Below are 18516 nucleotides of genomic sequence, written 5' to 3'. Positions count from 1 at the left end.
ACCATGCGACTTTTTCAGAATTCTGGGATTGCCCCAAGCTATCGGCCCCGGCTTGCTGGCCTCGTCGCGGGGATCAGCGGCTTCGAGCAGCAGAAGGACGTATTCCTGAATGATCGTTACGGTGCAGCGCACATCCTCCTGCCGGTACTCGGACGGCATCCCGAAACCTTCTTTACGAACGGTGACGACGAATCGCTGCAGCGGGCATGGGCGCGCGAAAACGGGCTTGGTGAAGATACGCCGCTGGCCGATATCCTTCTTGCCCAGATCGAGCATCACAAGACGGACATCTTCTACAATCTCGACCCGTTTCGTTATGACGCTGCTTTTATCCGCCGCTTGCCTGGGCATGTGAAACGAAAGATTGCCTGGCGCGCCGCACCAGGCAGGATTGACTTTTCCGGCTACGATCTAGTGCTTTGTAATTTTCCGTCCATGCGAAAGCTTTGGGAAGAGCAGGGCGCCAAGACGGCTCACTTCTTTCCCGCTCACGATCCGGAACTCGATATCATCGCTGCAAATCGGAACAGGGACATCGATGTGCTTTTCTTCGGCGGCTACAGCCGTCATCACCAGCGTCGGCGGCAGATATTGGAAGCGGTCGCACGTCTTGCCGGCCGCCACCGGGTTGTTTTCCATTTGGATCTGTCACGCTACACGCCGCTTGCCGAGACGCCGCTTGGCTGGTTCGGTCCCCTGAAAGCGGTTCGCCGCCCGGCTGCGATCCGCAAGGTCAGCGCGCCTCCCGTGTTCGGTCGCGCCATGTATGCGCAGCTTGGAAGAGCCAAGGTCGTCGTGAATGCCTCGATCGACATGGCAGGCCCGGACCGCGGCAACATGCGCTGTTTCGAGACCATGGGGGCTGGAGCTCTCCTGGTTTCAGACTCGGGTATCTACCCCGCACCAATGCGCGACGGGGAGACCATGGCCGTCTATCAGCAGCCGCAGGACGCATCGGAAACAATCGAACGACAATTGGATAGTGGAAGCTGGGACACGATCGGCTGGGCCGGGCATCACGCAATTCGTGAAGAGTACAGCAAAAAACGCCAGTTTGAACGGTTTCTCGAACTGGTGTAGCAATACCCGCTTCATTGGCGTCAGTGCGGCGGAAGGGTTTTGTGAAAGTGCGTCGTTGACGATATCGAAGCAGACGGAGGACTCGCCATTTACAAGCCCGGCTTTCTGAATGAACTGTTCGGCCAGGCCCTTATCGGGATGACCGTCGCCGCCTGGATTATCCTGATCGTGTACTTCGCGCTGCCATATCTGCGGAAGGCATTCCGGGCACGACAGCGATGAAAAGGGCGTGGTTGTTTGCCGCGTGTCTCGGTGTCGTCTCGCCGGGCCACGCAGCGGAATTCAGGATGTTCGAGCAACTGTATTTCGAGGGTGGTCCAAAAGACTTCCGGCAATTCGGGCTCGAACACATAACGATCGTAGGCCCTCACTATCTCGGGTCGGACGTTCCGAATGCGGATCAGGTCGAAAAGGCGCTGCAAAAGCCTAGAACCGGCAATCACCTCGTCATCGATATCGAAAGTTGGCCGCTGGAAGGTGACGGTCAAGCGCTCTCCATAAGCAAATACCAGCAGACGATTTCGGCCCTCAAGAAGGCCGATCCGAGCGTTCGTGTCGGGCTCTACAGTGTCTTGCCGGTGCGTGATTACTGGAGGGCGAACGGCCGTAACGGGGAGGATGGTTTCTCAGAATGGCAGAAGGCGAACACCAGATTGGCAGCCGGGATCGTTCCTTATGTCGATGATCTCTACCCTTCGCTCTATGCGTTCTATGGGGATAAGGACGCATGGATCGTTTACGCCGAAGCCAACCTGAAGGAGGCGCGGCGAATTTCGGCGGGAAAGCCGGTCTACTGTTTCCTATGGCCGCAGTTTCACAAGACTTTTGCCTTTCTGCCAGGTGATTACTGGTATGCCCAACTGGACACCTGCAGGAAATTCGCCGACGGGATCGTCATCTGGGGCACGATAACTGGCGAGGCAGTCTATTCGCCCGAGAAGTGGGACGAAAACGCTGAATGGTGGCAGGCCACCTTGAGGTTCCTTCGTGATCTGGGCAAGATTCCTTAGAGCCCGTTACGCGCGGGCATGAAACGAGCGTTGAGCGGTTCTGTTCGGTCGAGAAGGCGCTGTTAGGGAGCGGGGCATGAAGTTTTTGTTGGCCGCCAACAAAACAGAGGTCAGCACAAACAGACTGTCTGCCGCCCATATCGCACCTGAAGTCTGCAAGAATGTGAAAGAAACAATGTATATGATCGTATAGAAGGTGAGGTGGGCCCGAAATTTCATCGCTCTGTACATCGACATACCTATCACGATGAAAAACGGAACGGCCCCCACAAGGCCCAGTGCCATAAGAATCTCAATCATGATGTTGTGAGGATACAGGCCCGGCCCCCAGTTCATGTCGATAAAGTGCTTGCCGATGATAGGGCTGTCGAAGAAGTCGGAAATCGCCGTGCTTTGCACATCGAAGCGCGCCAACGCTCCTGTGTCCCATTTTGCGATGACAAGGTCATTCATGCGCCGAACCAGGTAGTTGTCCTGCGGCAAGAACATCAAACCGCCAAGCAAGAACGGTACTAAAATCAACAGGCGGGATGGGCGGGAAACCGCATAGACAGTGGAAGCGACGACCACGCCGACGAAGGCGGCGCGGGATCCCGACAGGAACAAGGCGGCTATCGAACCGACGACAATCGCCGTATGCACCACGCATTCAATCAGGCGGGGCCTATATTCGACTATATAAAAAAACGCTGCGATTGCGACAGTGCAGGTAAAATGACCGAGCGAAACCGCATTGACGAATTCCGAAGCATACCGGACGTTAGAGTCGTCCGTGCCTTGGGTGTAGAAGAGCCCACTGTGGTACGCATAGAAGAATGCCGGAAGGAACAATGCGCCGGAAAAAGAGAGCATCACCACGATTTTCTTTTGAATCGACAGTATATATTCCGAATATGGACCAACAGCTAGGGCCGGAATTAGAACCGACGAAAGGTATATTTGAATTGCTACAAGTGCGTATTCGTTGTATTTATAAGCGTAGTCGTATATGAGTCTTGAAAGATATAAGAAAAGGAACAAAAATAAAATTTTTCCGACCTTGAATTTTTTGTCGGAGAGCGAAGTCGCTATCAGAAACAAGGACATCAAAACAATCAATGTCCTAACTGAAACAGAGGCGGCACGGTTGTCGATGCCGGTAACGGTGGTGTATATTCCCAGCAGCGGGTACCCTATCAGTGCCCATAGGAGCACGATTTCCACCAGCCGCTTTTGAATGGTTATGAGCATTTCACTTACTCATCTTTGGCAAGTGGATCGCACGCAGGCCGTCTATGTCCGCCCGGTAGCCGATGAGATACGTATCCGCGCTTCCGACTCTGGTGAGCATGTTAAATGTTCAGGTCCACGGGGGCAGTACCCGTCTATAGAAGAACCAGAGCCAAGGCGCTACTCTCAAGCGCCACAATAGTTGCCAACCTGCCATTGCCATCACGCCGGTGCCCGTCGTCGCCAAAGACGACAAGGCAAGGCCGTTGGGCACTCGCGCCGGAATGCGTCCGGGCATGAATCGCCTGACCGTCGCGGCCGCCGAGCCAGCGGCCAAGGCCGTCACGGCTCCCAGCGCCAAGGTTCCGGTCAGCAGACGGCGGCGGGTCGGGGAAGGCTTACTATCCAGGGCCATGCGAGGCTCGCACTTTTCTTCGTCTCGCCACCTTGGCGCTCATCGCCACCCGTTGCCCGAGACATCCAGAGCCGGCGATTGCGGCGACGTGAAGGCCTTTCGCGGCTTGGTCACGCGAGACTCAATGTTGCGCGGCTAGCGCCTCGGTGAAGATGGAGCGGAAGCGGAACAATTCCGCCTGGGCGATATGACTGGCATCGGCAAACATGGAACGTCCGTCTATAACATAATTACATCGGCTTGGATCGCACAGCACCGTGTCCGGACGGGCAAAACCGATATCATTACGCGCTTCGAAATGCTGGATGATTGCTCCATCCTGCCGCTGGAACTCCTCTGCCGGGAGAGAGGTTGGTTTCTCAAGGGAGTGTCCAAAGGCGAGATCACGGCTCAGTTCGGAAGGTAGGTCCCAGCCAGGATAGGCAACCGGGCCGACGAGAACGACCTTCTTGCCGATTCCTTGCAGCCGGTTGATCAGATCGTCAATTCCTTGAGCGAGCGTTGCGTCGTTCCGATTGTCGAGTGCATTGCCATTGGGGTCGATCAGATCGCTATGTTCCCATGTCAGGCCAAGGATGACAGTCTTGACGTTCGGAAGCTTGCCGATCTCCCTGAGGTTGCCTGCGGCTATATCGGTGCATTCACGCGAGATGTTGACGGATACGGTTGGCAGGCAGCCGTTCGCAGGGACAAGAAGACCGGGCATGTTCATCTCGGCGAAAATCGCTTCCCAAACCGGCGCGTACATTTGAGCGTGGGAATTGCCCAGTAGAACGACCTTCGCATCGACAGGATTTCGAGAGGGAAGGTTGAGTACACAGGCGCGTGACTGGCCCAGGCGGAGATAATTTGAGACTGGGCAGCGGTAGTTGGTCCCGACTGCCGCATTGATGGCCGCAGCCTCGCCGCTCATGCGAGAGGGCAGTCCGTTGGACCAGATCAGCACTGACGCGAGCGCCGCCGACACGCAAACACCGGCAGCGGCGGAGCGGTATAATGTTGGAGCGGTCATTGTCTTGCTGCGGAATGGCCGCTCGACAAAGCGCCACGAAGCAACGGCGCAGATGGTCATAACGACGACGGCGATCATCATCTCGCCAATGTTGAGATCGCGCACGAGATAGTACTGCGCAAAGACGATGATCGGCCAATGCCAGAGATATAGCGAATAGGAGATCAGCCCCACGAAGGCGAGAGGCCTTGCACCAAGCAGGCGGTTCACGGGCGATAGCTGAATTTGCCCGGCCGCTATCAAGAACATCGCGCCGACAACGACAGGTAGAGCGACCGGGACGGCGCCATATTTCGGTAGTGGGGTGATGATCCCGACAAGGACCGCGATCGTGCCGATGATTGCGAGGAAGCCTGCATTGGTTCCTCGCGGCGTCAGGGAGAGCGGCAAAAGCGCAACCATGGCGCCGGCCCCCAACTCCCACGCTCGGGTTGGCAGCAGGAAGAAGGCAGGCGCCGCACCGCCAAATCTCAAAGCCAGGTAATTGGCCACCAGAGATAGCAGGGTAAGCAGCACGATCGCGGGGAAAGTTGCGCGGGGCCAAAATCGGGCGAGCACCGCAATGAGCAGCGGGAAGACGATATAGAACTGTTCCTCGACGCCCAGTGACCAGACATGCAGGAGCGGTTTGGCTTCAGCGGCTCGGGAAAAATAGTCCGTATCCCGCCAGAAATAGATATTCGCGACAAAGCCGAGCGTGGCGAGCATGCTCTTTCCATATCCGATCAAGTCGGCAGGCAGCAGCAACGCCATCGCGGCCATGGTGGTGAAAAACAGCAGGAAGAGAAGAGCCGGCATGATCCTGCGGATCCGCCGCTCGTAGAACCGTAAAATCGAGAACTGTCCCTTCAGCGCCTCACGCCATAATATCAGTGTAATCAGATATCCCGAAAGCACGAAAAAAATATCGACGCCCAGATAGCCTCCCGGCAACCATGATCTCGACAAGTGAAAAGCTATCACCGAAATGACGGCGATCGCGCGCAGGCCGTCGACGTCCGCCCGATAGCCAATAAGGTGCGAATCCGCGCTTCCGACTCTGGTGTGCATGTTGTCTGTTCAGGTCCCCGGGGCAGTATTCCGTCTATAGAAGAACGAGAGCCGGGGCGCTACTCCAGGCTGCGGCGATAATCACCATCTATGGATGGGACTCCGGGAGGAGGAGCGAACTCAGTTGGACAAGGACGAGAGAGCGTTTTTGCGAGGCGAAATTCGCGCCGTTCGAATTCTCGCGAGCTTGACGAGTCTGGAAACGGTAGCTTAGCTGGACGTCTCGAACAACCTCCTGACTGAAGCGTGATCGACGCGCTGCCGCAAAGTGATAGAGGTGGGAACGATCCTTCCCACCGAGGCTGCAAAGGGCTGATTCTCTTGACACAATCAAAAGAGGCAAAGCCCGCCTGGGTAACTGGCGCTGGCGGTTTCATCGGCTTGCATCTCACCCGGTTCCTTGCGCCGGAAGGCTGCCATCTCATCGGCTTCGGCCGGAAGGGAACACCCTGGTTTGCTCGGGCGACCGGCGGCGTGTTCTTACGCTTTGTCCGCGAGAATATCGTCGTGCTGCAGGCCCGGCAACAAGTGCGCCGCCGAGACTGCGCTCCTTGCAATGTTTGAAAATGCTGGAAGTGTCCCCCAATGATCGAGAAAATCGTCAGTTTTGTCATGAGCGGCGGCGTCGGTTCCAGGCTGTGGCCGCTGTCGCGCGAGGACAATCCCAAGCAGTTCCATGATTTTTCGGGCGATGGCTCGATGCTGGCCAAGACGCTTCGTCGGCTGACGGCAAGGCCGAAAGGCGAAACGCCGGTTTTTCTGATCGCATCCGAGCGGCACGCCGATCGTGTCCATGCTGACCTGGCCGGCCTCGATCTTTCCGGCGGCGGTCCCTTGTTCGAGCCGACAGGCCGCAACACCGCCGCCGCCGTCGCCCTGGCGACTTTGCGTACTCTGTCCGACCACGGCGACAGCCTGGTGCTGGTGGTTCCGTCCGACCACGAGATCGCCACCGCCCAGCAATTCTGGCAGAGCGTGGAACGTGGCGCTGCGGCGGCGCGCGCAGGCCGGCTGGTGGTGTTCGGCATCAAGCCTAGCCAGCCGGAGACGGGTTACGGCTATATCGAGGTTGCCGGCGAGCGGGACGGCGTCTGCGATGTTTCGCGTTTTGTCGAAAAACCGGATCTCGCGACCGCGCAGGGCTATCTCGACGCTGGCAATTTCTACTGGAACACCGGTATCTTCCTGTTTCGCGCCAGCGCCATGCGCGACGCCTTCATGGCTTTCCAACCAGAGATATGGACGGCCACCGAGGCTGCCTACCAGGCCGCGACATCGGATCTTTCCGGCCTTTATATGCCTCTCGAGCTCTACGCCGCCATTCCCTCGACCTCGATCGATTACGCGATCATGGAGAGGGCGAGCGACATCGCCATGGTGCCGGCCGGCTTTCGCTGGAATGATCTCGGTTCCTGGCAATCGCTGCTGGATGTCAGCCCTTCGGATAAGCAAGGCAATGTCATCATCGGCGACGTCGTCGCCATCGATTGCGAAAACTCCTACATCCGTAGCGACGGCCGTCTGCTGTCGGCCATCGGCGTCGAGAATCTCGCCATCGTCTCAACCGCGGACGCCACCTTCGTCGCTCCGGTCAGCCACAGCCAACACGTCAAGAAGATCGTCGAGCAACTCGAAAAGAGCGGCAGGCTGGAAACCAAATTCACGCCCGCGGACGATCGCGTGATCGAAAGCGGCGCCTGGCGGCGCCGGGTCTATCACTGGCTGTTTGAAGAGACGGTTCCGCTGTGGTCGACAGTCGGTGTCGACGAACGCCATGGCGGCTTCCATGAAGCGTTGGGTTTCGACGCCACGCCGCTGATGAAGCCCAAGCGCATGCGCACGCAGGCCAGGCAAATCTACGCCTTCGCCGTCGCCAAGGCGCGGGGATGGGACGGACCGGCCGACCGGTTGATCAGCCACGGTATCGAATTCATGGCCAGGAACGGCCGTACCGACAATGGCGGCTGGGTGCGCACGCTCAATGTCGATGGGACGGTCGCCGACCCCGTCGAGGATGCCTACGATCATTCCTGCGTGCTGCTGGCGCTCGCGCATGCCCATATGTCAGGCGATCCCGATGCCTTGCGGCTTGGCGAAGAGACGTTTTCTTTTCTCGACGCGCACCTCGAGGACCATCGCATGACCGGTTTTCTCGAAACCTCGGACGGCGCTGGCGAACGCCGTTCCAATCCGCACATGCATCTGCTTGAAGCTTTCCTGGCGTGGCATCAGGCGACCGGCGAGCGCGCCTATCTTCGCCGCGCCGCGCGCATCGTCGATCTGTTTCGCAGCCATTTCTTCGATCCGGAAAGCTGGACGCTTGGCGAGTATTTCGATCGCGAATGGCAACCAGTCAAGGGCGAGAAAGGCTTGTGGACGGAACCCGGCCACCATTTCGAATGGGCCTCCTTGCTGGTCGATTTCGCCGGGCGCAGTGGTCAGAGCGAACTGAGCGGCTTTGCCAGGAAGCTCTATGCCTCGGCCATCGCCAATGGCCTCAACCGCGCCACCGGCCTTGCCTACGGCGCCGTCTCGCGGCAAGGCCTGCCGCTTGATCGCGTCTCGCGCAGTTGGCCGCAGGCGGAGGCGATCAAGGCGGCGATCGCACTGAATGGCGCGGGAGGACCCGACCTCAAGCCCGAGATCGAAGCGCGGGTCGGTCGCCTGTTCCGTTGGCACATCAACCCGGCGCCGCTCGGTCTGTGGGTCGACCGGATCGACGAACGCGGCCGTTCGTTGGCCACCGATGTGCCGGCCAGCATCTTCTACCATCTGGTCTGTGCATTGACACAGTATCTGGACAGTACTGCAGCCAACCCTCTGCAGAAGGCCAATCCTCGGTAGAAAGCCAATCCTCGGGGGAAAGATTGACGGAACAAGAACGCGACGCGTTTTAGCTGCGGCGGAGGGAAGGTCTTGTCGTTCAAGAAAATGAGTTTGCTTGCACTTGTCGCCTTGGCGTTCGCGGTTGGCTTCCTGGTCGTTATCACGAAAAAAGGAACAGATATTCATTCGCGACCTCCAAAGCCGCAAACGGCACTTCAGCCGTTTGATGGCAAGCTCGCGATTCAATCGATCGACGATCTTAGGGTCGGCAACCGCAAGATTGTGCTGTGTGGCGTAGCATTTACGAAACCCCAGTCCATGCGCGCGATGGTCACCGAGGCCGCGCGCCGGGACTATCAAGGGCTCGCCTTGACTTGCAAGCCCGTCGGCTCGGGAACGCCTTGCGACGGCAATATCGCGTCAAAGTTCGGTGATGCCACTGTCGTACAGTGCGTTACCTCCGATGGCGCGGATCTAGCCGCAAAGCTTGCCGAAAACGGCATCCTGTGCGGGCAGCCGGCGCAAGCGGGTTCGACCTACAAGTCTTGTCCGTAAGGCTCGCAGCTCAGGGGTTCGCCAGCGGCCCTCGTATCATCATGTCATGGATCGCGTCCAAATCGCGACTGTCATAAAATGAAAAGCAGAATATGCGACAACGCCTGACGTCAAACCAAGTCGACTGTAACCTTGGCATGAAGGACCGGCGCGACGGCAGCTTCAAAGACCGTGAAATTGAATCTTAACTTCTCTTACCTACCAATCAACCTGTACCGGTGAGCATCTTGGCGAAAGGAACCAAGTGCGTTCCTGAACTATAGCCCGTGCATTCGGCAGCAAGAATGGTACATTCAAGTCTTCTAATAAGTGTGTTTTATGAAACACAGCAGAAACCAAAAGACATCTCGCAAATGCGAAATGGGTTGGAATTGAAGACGAAAGCTGTTACGCGCATGTTTGGTGCCTTGGGGGATCGGGTGGGTCTGGGAAATGCGGGACAAAAGGATCTGAACGAATGAACCTTAATGTGAAAATTGCGTTGGCTGGATTGATCGCGTCGATCAGTTTCGGTCCTGTTTCATCGTTCGCTCAGGACGCGTCATGCACCTGCGCGACCGCTTATCAAGGAGTGGCGAGTTCAATTGGATCGATTGGGCGTGCCAATGGCGACGTGATGGTTTCGCAGACGGCTGGCTACGGTCCTGCCAAAGCAGGGGCTACCTTGGATTTCGGTAGCCGCGTGGTGGTTGGTGCCAAAGGATCGGCTTCCGTCAAGGTCGGGGGCTGCAATGTGAATGTGCCTGCGAACTCGAGCCTCGACATTTCACGTGTCGAGAATAACATTTGCCTGAAAGTCGTGGGCTCCGAGCAGACGGCTGCCGTTGGTGTGAGCTCTGAGCATACGGGTCAGATTGCCTCGGTCGGCACCCCGTCCTGGCTGCCGCTCGGTATTTTTGCGGGCATGGCCGGCACCGCCGGTATCCTTGCCGCAACGCAGGATGACAACAACGGCGTCAGCCAGTAGGCGGATGCCGGGCAGGCAATGGCAGCGGAGGCGTGAGGCCTCTGTTGCGTGTTGCTGTTGGATGCCTCGGCCGGCCTTGCTGGCGCCCAGGTTTGTTTTGCTAAATTTGGTAACCGTGTCGCTCTATTGCTTTGGGCTGGTCTCGACGCGATTCGTCTTGGGCGCACCGTTTTGGTGGTTGGGATCCGACACTCACCCTCGTGCTTAAGCTTGGCGGACGCGTCATTCGCCACCCTGCGGCTGATGCATTGGCGTGTTGTTGGAGTGCAGTCGCTACGTTGCTTCGGTGCAGGCAGAAACGTCAATGATCGACCTGCATTCCCACATCTTGCCCGGTCTTGACGACGGCTCGCCCAGTCTTGCCGAATCGTTGGAGATGGCACGGTTGGCGGTGGCCGATGGGACGACGCACATGGCGTGTACACCCCATATCATGCCAGGAATGTACGAAAATGGATCGGCAAATATCATCCGAGCCGTTCGAGGGCTGGATCAGGCCTTACGCCGTGCCGCTATACCGCTCGCTCTTTATGTCGGTGCCGATATCCATGTGGCGCCCGACCTTCCGGAGCAACTGGCGCTCGGCAGCGTGCCAACTTTAAACAGATCCCGCTATTTTCTATTTGAACCGCCGCACCACGTTTTGCCGCCAAGGCTGGAAGATCTTGTTCTACGCCTCATAAACGCCGGTTTTATTCCGATTCTTACCCATCCCGAGCGTTTGACCTGGATCAAGGCGAATTACGACGTCGTCGAGCGGTTGAATGCAGCGGGGTGTCTTATTCAGCTTACGGCGGACTCGATTGTTGGTGCTTTTGGCCGCACGGCGCTTTATTATTCGGAAAAGCTGATTGACGAAGGTAGGGTAGATATAATCGCATCGGACACCCATGGCGCCACCCGCCGGCGTCCTGGGCTATCGCAGGCAGTTGCCGCTGCCGCAAAGCGATGTGGAGAGGATGAGGCCCGCAATATGGTGTTGAAACGTCCAGGCCAGATTTTGGCGAATCGGCCTCTCGAGCCGGTCGGAAAGGCACATGCCAAGAAGCCGAGCCCCGGCAACGTCGGCCGCTTTGCCGGACTGGGTCGCTTGTTCAAGGGCGGGACCGCGTGATGGGCGGGTTTCGGTTCGTAGAAAGCTTTGCCGGCACGATATGTGTCTTGTTCGCTTCGCTCGCGATGTCTGCCTGCACGAGCACCTCGTCAACGGCACCATCTTCATCGACTTCGGTCGATGCGCTGCAACTGACATCGTCATCGTCGACGCCGCTTTCGAGCGGTGGCGCTCTGCAGGTCGTAAAAGACCTGCCTGCGCCGCAAAACACCCAGAACGGCAGCGAGCAGCCTTTGTCTCCGAACGATGTGCTTGAGGTGAATGTGTTCCAGGTCGACAATCTGAACAGAACCGTTCAGGTCGATGCTGGCGGGCAGATTTCGCTTCCACTTATCGGAACCATGACCGCCGCGGGAAAGAGCGTCCGTCAATTGGAGAAGGAAATCGAAACGGCCTACGGCGCCAAATATCTGCAGTCGCCCGATGTGTCGGTTTTCGTCAAGGAGTCGGTCGGACAGCGCATTACTGTCGACGGTGAAGTCACCAGGGGGGGTATCTTTCCAGTATCGAGCAACGCCTCTCTCATCGATGCGATCGCCCTTGCTGGCGGGTTCAACACCGTTGGAGATGCAAAAAAGGTCTTTGTCTATCGCAATATCGGCTCAAATACGCTGGTCGCTAATTACAATGTGGAGGAAATTCGTGCCGGCAAGAGCCGCAATCCGCGCATCTATGGCGGCGACAAGGTTGTCGTCTTCGCCTCGAAATCGAAAATTGCGATGAACAATCTCAAGGACGCCCTCGGTGTCGCCTCGAGTGCAGCCCGAATTGCGGTGGTCCCGGGACTATAGCCACAGTCGGTCAGAATTCAGCCTACGGACGAACTCAGGATTACCTCGCGCCATGCTCGATCGTAACAGACAGCATCAAATTGCAGGCCCAGGACACGGTCAGGCCTTGTCCGCGGACCTGTATTATGACGGTGCGCAAAACTACAACCCGTACGGTCGCGATCAGCCGGAGCAGGACGAGGGCTTTAATCCACTAAAGCTGCTTTTTTACGTTGTTCAGTATCGGTGGCTGATCGTCATGATGGCGGCGGCGGGGCTTGTCGCCGGCGTTATCGTTACCATGATGCAGACGCCAAAATATCAGGCGACAACGCAACTGGAAGTGTTGGTTCCTTCGGCCAAGGTGTTCCAGGACATTGAAGTAGTTTCCGAAAACAGCGACCTGCGGGCGTTTCAGACTGCACGCGAAAAGCTGAAAAGCAGAGCATTGGCGCAGCGCGTGGTGTTCCAACTGGGGCTCACCGAAAAGCCAGATTTCCTGTTTCCGACGCCGAGCTTCTCGCTAAGCAACATCTTTTACCGTGCGTTCGGAATTGCCAAGTCACCCACCATCGAGGAGAAGAGTCCGGAGCAGCGCGAGGCGATTGCGATCAATCGGATTCTAAATGACCTCTCGGTCAATCTGGTCACCAATACAAGCCTGTTGTCGATCACGTTCGCCGATCAGAATCCGAAATATGCAACGGACGTAGCCAATCAGGTCGCACAAAGCTTTATCGACCAGCGCCTCGATCAGACCAGCGAGACCTCGGACCTGGCACGGCAATTCATCCAGGAACAGGTTTTGCAGGTAAAGCAGAAGCTCCAGAAATCCGAGGAGGAGCTGGTCGCTTATGCAAAGGATGCAGGCATCACGGTAACCGGCGACGACAAATCGCTGATATCGTCGAACATCGAGGCTCTGAATACCGCGCTGGCAACAGCGATCCAGGAACGTCTCGACGCCGGACGGGTCGTGGAACAAGTCGACAAAGGCCGCGGCTCGAGCTTGGCCCCGGTTCTGGAAAGTGAAGGTTTGCAGAAGCTCAGCGAGAAACTGGCTGATTTGACCAGCCAGTATCAGCAGAAGCTGGGCATACTGAAGCCCGGTTTTCCAGAAATGCAACAGCTTCAGTCGCAAATCAAGGAGTTGCAACGGCTCTATAGCAATGGTGTTTTGACGATAACCGATTCCTTGCGGCAGAAATACCAGGAGGCTCAGAACAAGGAGGCTGACCTCAAGTCCAAACTTGCTGAGATGGAGAAGCAGCAGGTTGTCTTCAACGATAAAAACATCAAGTACACAATCCTGAAGCGTGAGGTCGATTCGAATCGTTCCCAGTACGACAGCCTTATCTCCAAGTTGAATGAAGTTGGTGTGAGCTCCGAGCTAAAGACACAAAGCGCTGCAATCGTTGATTTTGCGTCGCTACCTGAGCGTCCCTATTCTCCGCGCCTGACTATCAATCTTGCGATCGCTCTGGCTCTTTTCATGGCTCTGAGCGCGTCGATAATCTATATTATCGAGTTGTTGAACAACACCTTCACCAATCCCGAGCAGATCGAGAAGGAATTGGGATTGGCGATGCTGGGCATCCTGCCACATGTCGATGACCGGGAACTCTTGGCAAGCATCGCCGATCAGAAATCAGGACTGTCCGAAGCCTATCGTTCGCTTCGAACATCGTTGCAATTCTCCGGAGCCGAGGGCGCGCCACGATCGCTGCTGGTCACGAGTTCGGAGCCCTCGGAAGGCAAGTCGACCACGTCGTTCAAGCTCGGGCAGGATTTTGCCGCACTTGGTGCAAGAGTTCTCATCGTCGACGGCGATCTTCGCAAGCCCAATCTTCACCGGCTGTTTGGGCTCGACAACACGATTGGGCTTAGCAACCTCCTGACAAACACCGTTCGCAAGGAGGATCTTGCGAGCATTTTCCGGGTGACGAAATATCCGAATGTGACCGTTTTAACGTCTGGAACGATCCCACCGAATCCTGCGGATCTGCTCTCCTCGCCCAAGATGGCGCTGATCGTCACCAACCTCGGCAAGCGCTTCGACCTTGTCATAATCGATGCCCCGCCGGTCGTCGGCCTTTCGGATGCGCCTATCCTCAGTCGGCTTGCCGAGGGTACGTTGATGGTCATCTCCACCAATCAGGTCACGCGCAAATCGGCCAAGACAGCATTGAAGCGCCTGCGGGCCGCCGGCGCGAACGTGGTCGGTGCGGCGATGTCGAAATTTGCGGTGAACAAATTCGACTACAACTACGCCTATAAATATATGAACTACCAGTATTACGACTACGGCACCCCGAAACTTGAAGGCAAAGTGGATGACGGAGCAGGCCAGCCCGCTTATGCAAAATCTCCGGCGTTCAAGCGTTTGGTTCGTCGCATCCGTTCTAGTGTTGGCGGCTTCGTCGATCGGTCTAAGTCGGCTTCTTGAGACCGAAACGCCGACCGTTTCGCTCGCGCTGGATCCGTTGAATGTCGACGCGGTGATCGGTGAAATTACCGAGGACCTGAACGACACAAGCAATACTCCCGACCTTGATGCCTTGCTTGCCAAGGCCGAGGGTGCGCTTCGCTTTGATCTCGTGGACGCTCGCCTTTACAGCCTGATCGGTGAGATCAAGTATCGCCAAGGCGAAAAGGATCAGGCCTATGAGCTTTTCGATCAGGCTCGAAAATTGTCCAAGACGGAAATCCATGCGCTTCAGAGGTCAATTGGCCGCTCGATTGAAATGGGCGATCTGTCAAAGGCTGTCGGCGAGATCGATATATTGCTGCGGCGATGGCCAGATCGGTTTCCCGAAATAGCCGGGGGAATGCCGACTATCCTCTCAAACCCCGATGGATACCAGGCTGTGCTGGCGGCCCTCAAGGTGGATGCGCCTTGGCGATCCAGTCTGTTCGTCGCTCTCGGCAACGCCCCCCAGGGGCTCGATTTCGCGAATCGGCTGCTGCTCGATTTGATCGGGTCAAGCGCACCACCGAAACAAGGCGAGTTGTCCTTTGTAATCAACGGCTACATTCGCCAGAAGCAATATGAGCCAGCATACCGGTTATTTCTTTTCAGCCTTTCTGATGAAGAAAGGAAGTTAGGCGGGTATATTTTCAACAGCACCTTTGAACCGGCGCCTAGCGGCAAGCCTTTCGATTGGCAGATCCGTGATCAGTCGGGGATGGAAGTTACATTTGCAACATCCCAGGACGCGGTCGAAGGCGAGGGCGGAGCGACAGTCCGTTTCCTGAATACGCCGGTGAAGAACTCTGCTCTTCAGCAGTATATTGAGTTACCTCCTGGCTCCTATAAGGTTTCTCTGGTTGCATCTGCAAGAAACCTGAAACTTCCAAAGGAGTTATTCTGGTCTCTCAGATGTCCATCTGGCGAAGTTGCACGGTTCAATATTCCAGAGGGCACATACAATCGTCAGGCCCTGAGTCAGGATTTTTTGATTGGTCCTGACACCTGTCCCATGCAATTTTTGAGGCTGGAAACTGCCGCCATTGCTGAGAGCTGGCGGTTTCGGTATGTCGGCACGTTGGTAATGCACAAATTGAGCATCGAGAGACTTCCGTCTTGAGCGACCGGTCAGCGGAATGGGATAAATATCTCCTCGGGTCGGTTTTGTTCATATCGCTGCTGATCGGTGGCGGGACTGCAAGCGGCCTCTACACGGACACGCTGATTGAAGTCCTGGCGATTATCTCGGCGGCTGCGGTCCTTTCACGGCCATCTGGTCAAAGACCTCACCATTCTGTTGTATGGCTGCTTGCGCTCGCCGCGGCATTGGTGATTTTGCAAATCGTCCCACTGCCGGCCTCCATGTTCGACGGGTTGCGACCAGATCTGTTGCTTGCGGATTCCTCACTCGTTGGAGAAACCCGATTTCGTTTCGTCAGCCTCGGCGTGGGACGCACGATCGAATGCCTGCTGTACCTGGTGGCTGTGGCAGCGTTTTTCTTGAGCGTGTTGCGTTTGCGAACCGAGCAGATCCAGGCGCTTCTTCCATTCTTTTTCATGGGCGTCATATGCAATGGGCTCGCGGCAGCGATTCAGTATTCGCTCTCCGACGACATCGCCATCAAGGGATTACTGCCGTTTACGATCAACGCCGGGCTGTTTGCCAACCGAAATCACTTTGCGGCCTTGCTTTTCGTCTCTATTCCCTTCGTCGTCTACCACGGGCTGTTTCGCGGAAATCTCTTGTCCGGATTGCTCGGACTGGTCACGCTTTTGCTGCTTCTCCTGGCAGCCGGCTCGCGCGCCGGTGTGCTGATTGGGTTGGCGATTACCGTCCTGTCCGTCGTCTTTCTCTCAGCGCGTTCGAGGGCGAGCGGATGGGGCACCTTGCTGATTTTCATAGGGCTTTCGGTCTACACGATAAGCGCATGGACGAAGATCGATGTTGACGCGATTGATCCGGCTTTCGGGCGAGGGGAGTTTGCCCGTACCACTATTGACGGAATCAAGGAGAACTGGGCAGCCGGCGTCGGATTTGGTAATTTCCAGAAGGCCTATCAGATATACGAAAAGGAAGGTATGATTTTCAAACAATTCGTAAATCATGCCCACAATGAGTATCTTGAAATAGCCTTCGAGGGCGGAGTCCTCGCCATTCTCCTGATGGCATTTTATCTTGTGCTGCTTATTGTTTCATTTGCCAGAATCCGCCGCGATCCGCATCAGAAAGCAGCGTTTCTCTCAGTGTCTTTTCTTCTCATACATTCGCTGGTTGATTATCCGTTGCGCACCGCTGCGCTTGCAATGACGTTTGCTTATATGAACGCGATTATTTTTCACAAGGGGTTTGCAGATCGCTCGCGCCAGAAGAGCGAAATGATCGAGGTCGACCACAATGGTGACAAGTTGCTTGTTCCTATTGGACATTCGTCGTGATGCAGGGCCTGCAGGAGTTGACGTCGCGAGACATTCGACAGGTTGATGTCCCTATCTTTCTCTACCACAGGGTGCAGAAGTGATTGACACGCAGCCGTGCGAAACATAAAGCACCAGCAAATTGCACCGGTCGGGGGAGCGAAGGCAGTTTCTAGGAGAGCTTGTTGAAAGGCATCATCCTGGCCGGGGGTAGCGGCACCCGGCTCTATCCGCTGACACTGGCGGTTTCCAAGCAAATCCTGCCGATATACGACAAGCCGATGATCTACTATCCGCTGAGCGTGTTGATGCTCGCTTGTATCCGTGAGATTCTCGTCATCTCGACCCCTCGCGACTTGCCGGTTTTTCGGGATTTGCTCGGCGACGGTTCGGAGTTCGGGCTTGAAATGTCTTATGCCGAGCAGCCGCATCCTAACGGCCTGGCGGAAGCCTTCATCATTGGCCGCGACTTCATCGGCCATGACAGCGTCTCGATGATCCTTGGCGACAACATCTATTTCGGCGAGGGGCTGTCGCAGCTCTGCCGCAAGGCGGCTTCGTGCGAAAGCGGCGCCTCGGTGTTCGCCTACCATGTCGATGATCCGCAGCGCTATGGCGTGGTTTCGTTCGACAAGGTCAGCGGCTCCGCCTTGACGATCGAGGAAAAACCGCAAGCGCCGAAGTCGAATTGGGCTATTACCGGCCTCTATTTCTACGACAATGATGTCGTGAATATAGCCCCGACCATCCGGCCCTCGGCGCGTGGCGAACTCGAGATCACAGCGGTCAACAACGTCTACCTCGAGCGCGGGCAGTTGCAGGTCCATCAACTTGGCCGCGGCTATGCCTGGCTCGACACCGGCACCCATGACAGCCTGCATGAAGCCTCCTCCTTCGTGCGCACCATCGAACATCGCCAGGGCATCAAGGTCGCCTGTCCGGAGGAGATTGCTTTCGAACAGGGCTGGCTGACGGCGGACAAGGTGCTGCAGCGCGCCGACCGGCTGGGAAAAAATGAATATGCCGCCTATTTGCGCAGGCGCGTCATCGAGTTGACGGAGAACTAGGTGCTGGAGATCAGGCCGCTCGGTCTCGACGGCGTACTCGAGATCGTCCCGAAACGATTCGGCGACGCCCGGGGTTTCTTTGTCGAGACCTACAATGAGGAGCGGTTTTCAGACGCAGGCATCGATCTGCGTTTTGTCCAGGACAATCATTCCTATTCCGCCGCGACGGGTATTTTGCGGGGGCTCCACTATCAACTTCCCCCACGTGCCCAGGACAAGCTGCTACGCGTTGTCCGAGGCAGGGTTTTTGACGTCGCGGTCGATATACGCCGCGGCTCGAAGACATTCGGAAAATGGGTCGCCCTCGAGGTCTCCGCCGAAAAGGGCAATCAAATTTTGGTGCCGAAAGGCTTTGCGCACGGTTTCGTCACGCTCGTGCCGGACACCGAGGTGCTGTATAAGGTCACCGACACCTACTCGCCGCAGCATGACCGGTCGATCCGTTTCGACGATCCCGCCATCGGCATCGAATGGCCATCGCTATCTGGCGGGTTCCAGCTTTCGGACAAGGACCTCGAGGCGCCGCCGCTCGCCGCCGCCGAGGTATTTGTGTGAGGAG

15 protein-coding genes are annotated in these 18516 nt (G+C 56.7%); 13 read left to right on the top strand and 2 right to left on the bottom strand.

Annotation, left to right across the window (positions count from 1 at the left end; genetic code table 11):
- Positions 1–3: 3 nt before the first annotated feature.
- Positions 4–1080, top strand: a complete 1077-nt coding sequence (locus C9427_RS15400; RefSeq protein ID WP_107649985.1) for a glycosyltransferase family protein — start codon at positions 4–6, stop codon at positions 1078–1080.
- A gap of 287 nt (positions 1081–1367) precedes the next feature.
- Complete coding sequence (locus tag C9427_RS15395; protein ID WP_146172549.1) at positions 1368–2090, top strand: hypothetical protein; 723 nt, start codon at positions 1368–1370, stop codon at positions 2088–2090.
- Positions 2091–2096: 6 nt separating this feature from the next.
- On the opposite strand, the gene C9427_RS15390 is transcribed toward C9427_RS15395, so the two are convergent.
- A complete protein-coding gene (locus tag C9427_RS15390; RefSeq protein WP_107649983.1) occupies positions 2097–3320 on the bottom strand; it encodes an O-antigen ligase family protein in 1224 nt (407 codons plus the stop codon).
- Positions 3321–3835: 515 nt separating this feature from the next.
- Entirely contained in the window at positions 3836–5776 is a 1941-nt protein-coding gene (locus tag C9427_RS15385; protein ID WP_107649982.1) for an acyltransferase family protein, read from the bottom strand.
- A gap of 246 nt (positions 5777–6022) precedes the next feature.
- Here C9427_RS15385 and C9427_RS33820 point away from each other — a divergent pair, with 246 nt between their 5' ends.
- From C9427_RS33820 to rfbC, 11 genes are all read left to right on the top strand, one after another.
- Entirely contained in the window at positions 6023–6340 is a 318-nt protein-coding gene (locus C9427_RS33820) for a hypothetical protein (protein ID WP_146172548.1), read from the top strand.
- A gap of 21 nt (positions 6341–6361) precedes the next feature.
- Complete coding sequence (locus C9427_RS15380) at positions 6362–8620, top strand: mannose-1-phosphate guanylyltransferase/mannose-6-phosphate isomerase (RefSeq protein ID WP_107649981.1); 2259 nt, start codon at positions 6362–6364, stop codon at positions 8618–8620.
- A gap of 72 nt (positions 8621–8692) precedes the next feature.
- The gene (locus C9427_RS15375; RefSeq protein ID WP_107649980.1) at positions 8693–9157 is read left to right on the top strand and encodes a hypothetical protein; all 465 of its coding nucleotides are present in this window, start codon (positions 8693–8695) and stop codon (positions 9155–9157) included.
- Positions 9158–9614: 457 nt separating this feature from the next.
- Positions 9615–10124: a hypothetical protein gene (locus C9427_RS15370; RefSeq protein WP_107649979.1), complete on the top strand. Its 510-nt coding sequence runs from the start codon at positions 9615–9617 to the stop codon at positions 10122–10124.
- A 304-nt stretch (positions 10125–10428) separates the two neighbouring features.
- Positions 10429–11238 carry a tyrosine-protein phosphatase gene (locus tag C9427_RS15365; protein WP_107649978.1) on the top strand — a complete coding sequence of 270 codons (810 nt, stop codon included), beginning with the start codon at positions 10429–10431 and terminating at the stop codon, positions 11236–11238.
- A 47-nt stretch (positions 11239–11285) separates the two neighbouring features.
- Positions 11286–12029, top strand: coding sequence for a polysaccharide biosynthesis/export family protein (locus tag C9427_RS15360; RefSeq protein WP_245437081.1), 744 nt, complete (start codon positions 11286–11288; stop codon positions 12027–12029).
- A 52-nt stretch (positions 12030–12081) separates the two neighbouring features.
- Positions 12082–14454, top strand: a complete 2373-nt coding sequence (locus C9427_RS15355) for a GumC family protein (protein WP_107649976.1) — start codon at positions 12082–12084, stop codon at positions 14452–14454.
- Positions 14342–15595 carry a tetratricopeptide repeat protein gene (locus C9427_RS15350; protein ID WP_107649975.1) on the top strand — a complete coding sequence of 418 codons (1254 nt, stop codon included), beginning with the start codon at positions 14342–14344 and terminating at the stop codon, positions 15593–15595. The genes C9427_RS15355 and C9427_RS15350 overlap by 113 nt, the downstream gene beginning before the upstream one ends.
- The gene (locus C9427_RS15345) at positions 15592–16911 is read left to right on the top strand and encodes an O-antigen ligase family protein (protein ID WP_107649974.1); all 1320 of its coding nucleotides are present in this window, start codon (positions 15592–15594) and stop codon (positions 16909–16911) included. The genes C9427_RS15350 and C9427_RS15345 overlap by 4 nt, the downstream gene beginning before the upstream one ends.
- A 164-nt stretch (positions 16912–17075) precedes the next feature.
- Positions 17076–17957, top strand: a complete 882-nt coding sequence (rfbA, locus tag C9427_RS15340) for a glucose-1-phosphate thymidylyltransferase RfbA (RefSeq protein WP_107649973.1) — start codon at positions 17076–17078, stop codon at positions 17955–17957.
- Positions 17958–18512 (top strand): dTDP-4-dehydrorhamnose 3,5-epimerase, encoded by a 555-nt coding sequence (gene rfbC, locus C9427_RS15335; RefSeq protein WP_107649972.1) that lies wholly within the window; start codon positions 17958–17960, stop codon positions 18510–18512. It abuts the gene before it with no gap.
- Positions 18513–18516 lie beyond the last annotated feature (4 nt).

This window comes from Mesorhizobium helmanticense (assembly GCF_003034915.1).
Lineage (GTDB): Bacteria > Pseudomonadota > Alphaproteobacteria > Rhizobiales > Rhizobiaceae > Mesorhizobium > Mesorhizobium helmanticense.
This window is presented reverse-complemented; position numbering and strand designations above follow the sequence as displayed.